Origin of the sequence: Methylobacterium soli (assembly GCF_008806385.1) — a bacterium.
GTDB classification, from domain to species: domain Bacteria; phylum Pseudomonadota; class Alphaproteobacteria; order Rhizobiales; family Beijerinckiaceae; genus Methylobacterium; species Methylobacterium soli.
In genome coordinates this window covers 1-3,773 of the sequence record NZ_VZZK01000096.1, presented here as the reverse complement: position 1 = coordinate 3,773, position 3,773 = coordinate 1, and the positions used below count along the sequence as shown (strand labels likewise).

Sequence of the window (3,773 nt, the reverse complement as noted above, 5' to 3'; positions counted from 1 at the left end):
GACACGGGAGAGTCGGTCGCCGCCAGACCTGCCCAGCGCAATCGCCAAACATCCCCTCGACACGATCCACTGACCGGCACGCCAGCCGACACACCTTGGCGCGGGGTGGAGCAGCCCGGTAGCTCGTCAGGCTCATAACCTGAAGGTCACAGGTTCAAATCCTGTCCCCGCAACCAAACACCAGCACATCGACACAGAACCCCGCCAGGCGAAAGCCTGGCGGGGTTCTTTTATGCGCGTGCTGTCCAGGTCCTCGGCAAAGGGCCGGGAGGCGAGGGCGCGTTCCTCCACGGCGCGACCGAAGGGCCGCGTGACCCTCCAGTCTCCTCAGGATCGTGAGGCGACGAACCTCCAGCCGCGAGAAGATCCTCAGGCAACCTTGCGGCGGCCGCGTTTCGGGGGGGTCGTGCGCGTCTGCAGGGCGCCGGGGCGACCGAGACCGATCGTCTTCGCCAGTTCCGAGCGCTGCGCCGCGTAGCTTGCCGCCACCATCGGATAATCCGCCGGCAGGCCGAAGCGCGCGCGGTAGCCATAGACGTCGAGCCCATGCGCGGACAGGTGCCGTTTGAGCGTCTTGTAGGGCTTCCCATCGAGGAAGCTCACGAGATGGTCCGGCGTGACCGACCGGCGGATCTGCGCCGGCGTCAGTTTCTCGACGGTCTCCGCCGGCTCGGCCGGAGGCTGCGTGAGGGCCACGAGGGCCGCGTGGACGGTCTGGATCAGGACAGGAAGCTCGGACGCCGCCACGTGGTTCCGCGTGACGTAGGCCGCGACGATATCGGCAGCCTGATCGGTGAGCTCATGCGCGTCTGGTGAAGGAATTTCGTCCGTTTCCATGCTTTTCTCCTGAAGAGGCCCTGCGTACTTCACCGCAAACGCCTCGAAGAGCCAAGCACACGGGAATGTTTAATGCACAGGAAATAGCCTGAAGCAAAAACGAAACGGGTCAGCTACAGAAAGTTTTACGCATTTTCTCGGAGAAGCGGAGTGGTGATGGCTCTCAGGTCGACGATCGAACTGCGCTGAGACAGGTCATCTCCAGGGAGCATTCTCGCAGGCCCTGGACCGCTCCCGACCGCGGGTGCCGTCTCGCGCTCATCACGCGCGTCAGGCGACCTTCCGGTTGTCCGGATCCGCGTCCGCCCGACCATCGCGCAGGGACGCCGAGACGCCGCGCAGGGCCGCCACCATCTCGTCCGCCTGCCGGTCGAGATCGGGCTCCGCCTGCCAATCCGCGCCGCGCCGCGCCGTCAGCAGGCATGCCGCCAGCAGTGTGCAGAGGCTGGCTCCGAACGGGGCCGAGAGCAGCGACAGCAGGGCGCCCTGGGGCCACATCAGGCTGGCCGTCGCGATCCCGCCGCCGATTGCGGTGAATACCAGAAGCAGCACGCGGATCTCCCTCGTCATCCGGCATTGTAGCAGCCCGCCGCAGGTGATCCCGGCAATTCCGCCGAGAGGGTGAGCGAAGCCCTAACGGGCTCTGGGCGACCCCCGCGCGGTTCTCGGCTGGGGTGATGGGATCAGAGATGAAGCATGGCGTCGGTCGGCGCCACGACGGTGAAGCTGTGGCCCTCATCGATCCAGTTGGGACCGGCCTGGCCCGCCTTGATGGCATTCACCTCGGATTGGCTCGCGGCGAAATGGTGGAGGCCGGTCTGCGTGTTGAAGAAGCGCTCGAGGGTGATGCTGCCGGGCGTCCCCGCATCCGCGTAGGCCTGAAAGGCGACGCCCTCGTCATGATAGGACGGCAGGGTCTTCAGGATCGTGTCGCGCTCGCTCGTGCTGGTCGTGAAGAAGTGCTGGCCGGTCTTCGTGTCGTAGAAGCGGAACACGTCGACGGTGTCGGTCCCCTTGTCGGGCACGGCCCAGGCGGCGCCCTCGTAGGTGAAGTTCGGGAGCGTCACGAGGATGTTGGCCTTCTCGGCGGGGTCCGTCGTGTAGAAATGGTCGCCCGTCCTGGTGTCGAGGAAACGGAACACCGCCTCCGCGCTGTCGTGACTGGACACGGGCTGGGTGAAGGCGATCTGCGGCGAGGTCACGGCCGGCGTCGACACGCTCGGCACCGGAGGAATCGCAACGACCGGCGGGGCCGCGACCGGCGTCGCCACGACGGGGAGCACCGCGACAAGAGCCGCCGCGTCCACGGCCGGCGCGGCCACGATCGCCGCGACGGGAGCCTTCACGACGCTCGGCGTCGCGAGGCCGGTCTGGCTATCGAAGCCCGGCGACCCGGCGCGAACGCCGTACAGGGCCTGGACCCCGTCGATATCGGACTTCGTCAGGTCCTTGACGAGGCTCGGGTTGATGGTCGCATTCATCACCGCGAGACCATCGCTGGTGGGCTCATGATCGAGTCCGATCGCGTGGCCGATCTCGTGCAGGACGAGGTGGAACAGGTCCTGGTTCGGGTTGCTCGACGCCACGACGGCGTTTCCGACGGCGTGATAATCGTCGGCGCTGTCGATCTTGACGGTCGCGTGCGTCAGACGCTGGCGCGCGTCGTAGTTCCAGGTGGTGTAGCCGAGATAGTTGAGCGGGCCGTCGATATAGGCTTCGGTGAAGTTGATATCCGGCGTGCTCGCCGCAGCCACTTCCTTGAAGCTGATATTGGCGTACCGGGCCCAATCCGCGAAGGCGGCCCGGATCTGCGGCAGCCAGGCGGCATCGATGGTGGAATCCGCCGCCCATGTCACCGTGCCGCCGCTCGTCCCCGCAGCACCATTGCCCCAGCGCGCACCGGTGAGTTCGTAGTCGTTCGACATCGTCGGTGCCCAGTTCCAAACGCAACCCAAATCTCGTGAAGCATTCGTGGGGCCTGAGGACTTAAACGAATCTTCCGTCTGGTTGGCAGCCTGCAACGATGGTTGACGTCGGCTTACCGACGGGTCGCTCGATGGCGCAGAATAGTCGTGGCAACATGGGCCGCGCGGCAGAGGTCTGCCCGCGCAGAGGCGCGCCTTGTGGGCCGGCGTAGGCTATCCGGTGGCCGGCCGATCCCGATCGAGCGGCTTACCGGCGGTCTCGGGAATGGCGCCGGTTCGGGTCATGCCGCCGGGCCGTTCCGCATGCCTGTCTGTGCCCCACCCACCCGCTGCTTCGCGGGCTGCGCGGTCGAGCCAGGACCGGCAGCGCCTCAAATTTTCGTTACGTGGTTGCAACGGATACAACGCGAAGGTGAATTATGCATTCCAATCGGGGCTCGAACCTGCCCACCGGGGCCGGCGGGCCGGGACCGGGACCCTGATGGCCCGCCACGGAGCATGCGATGACCTGTCACGATCCGGATTCACCCGCCAAGGCCGGCGCGTCGACGGGTGCGTCCGTGGATGGGGCGGCCACGCGGCCGGGTGACCTGCCCGATGCCGCGGCCTTGCCGCTGCCGGCGGAAGAGACCCTGAAGCAGCTCGCCGACGCCCTCGGGGTGACGACCGCTCTCCTGCGGCGAGACCCGGACGCCGCGCCGGTCATGGCCGGCGAGAGCGTGAGCCTGTATGAGGCCTCGGCCCTGCTGCAGGCTTTCCTGGCGATCGAGGATGCGCAGACGCGGCAACGCTGCCTCGCCTTCGTGCAGGATGCGGCCCGTTCCAACGGCCGCAACTGAGGCCCGCCCTCAGCCGCGGGCGGCGCAGGCCCGCACGTCCCGCAACGCGTCCGGATCAGGCTCCGGCATCCGGGCGGTGCTCGAGAAGACCGTGTTGAGGCGCTTTGTCACGAAGTCGATGAAGCGCCGGGCCTTGGCCGGAAGCAGGCGCGAGGTCGTGACGATGTAGACC

At 67.1% G+C, this 3,773-nt stretch carries 4 protein-coding genes and 1 tRNA gene; 2 read left to right on the top strand and 3 right to left on the bottom strand.

Features of this window, described 5'->3' with window-relative positions; all coding sequences use genetic code 11:
* The first annotated feature begins 99 nt into the window (after positions 1-99).
* Positions 100-176: transfer RNA gene (locus tag F6X53_RS31885), tRNA-Met, on the top strand.
* A gap of 193 nt (positions 177-369) precedes the next feature.
* Here F6X53_RS31885 and F6X53_RS31880 read toward each other — a convergent pair.
* The 3 genes from F6X53_RS31880 to F6X53_RS31870 form a co-directional block, all read right to left on the bottom strand.
* The gene (locus tag F6X53_RS31880; protein ID WP_151005923.1) at positions 370-837 is read right to left on the bottom strand and encodes a Ros/MucR family transcriptional regulator; all 468 of its coding nucleotides are present in this window, start codon (positions 835-837) and stop codon (positions 370-372) included.
* Positions 838-1,107: 270 nt separating this feature from the next.
* The gene (locus F6X53_RS31875) at positions 1,108-1,389 is read right to left on the bottom strand and encodes a hypothetical protein (RefSeq protein WP_151005921.1); all 282 of its coding nucleotides are present in this window, start codon (positions 1,387-1,389) and stop codon (positions 1,108-1,110) included.
* A gap of 131 nt (positions 1,390-1,520) precedes the next feature.
* The gene (locus tag F6X53_RS31870) at positions 1,521-2,762 is read right to left on the bottom strand and encodes a matrixin family metalloprotease (protein ID WP_151005919.1); all 1,242 of its coding nucleotides are present in this window, start codon (positions 2,760-2,762) and stop codon (positions 1,521-1,523) included.
* 503 nt (positions 2,763-3,265) lie between these two features.
* On the opposite strand from F6X53_RS31870, the gene F6X53_RS31865 reads away from it, so the two are divergent.
* A complete protein-coding gene (locus tag F6X53_RS31865) occupies positions 3,266-3,601 on the top strand; it encodes a hypothetical protein (protein ID WP_151005917.1) in 336 nt (111 codons plus the stop codon).
* The last annotated feature ends 172 nt before the right edge of the window (positions 3,602-3,773 follow it).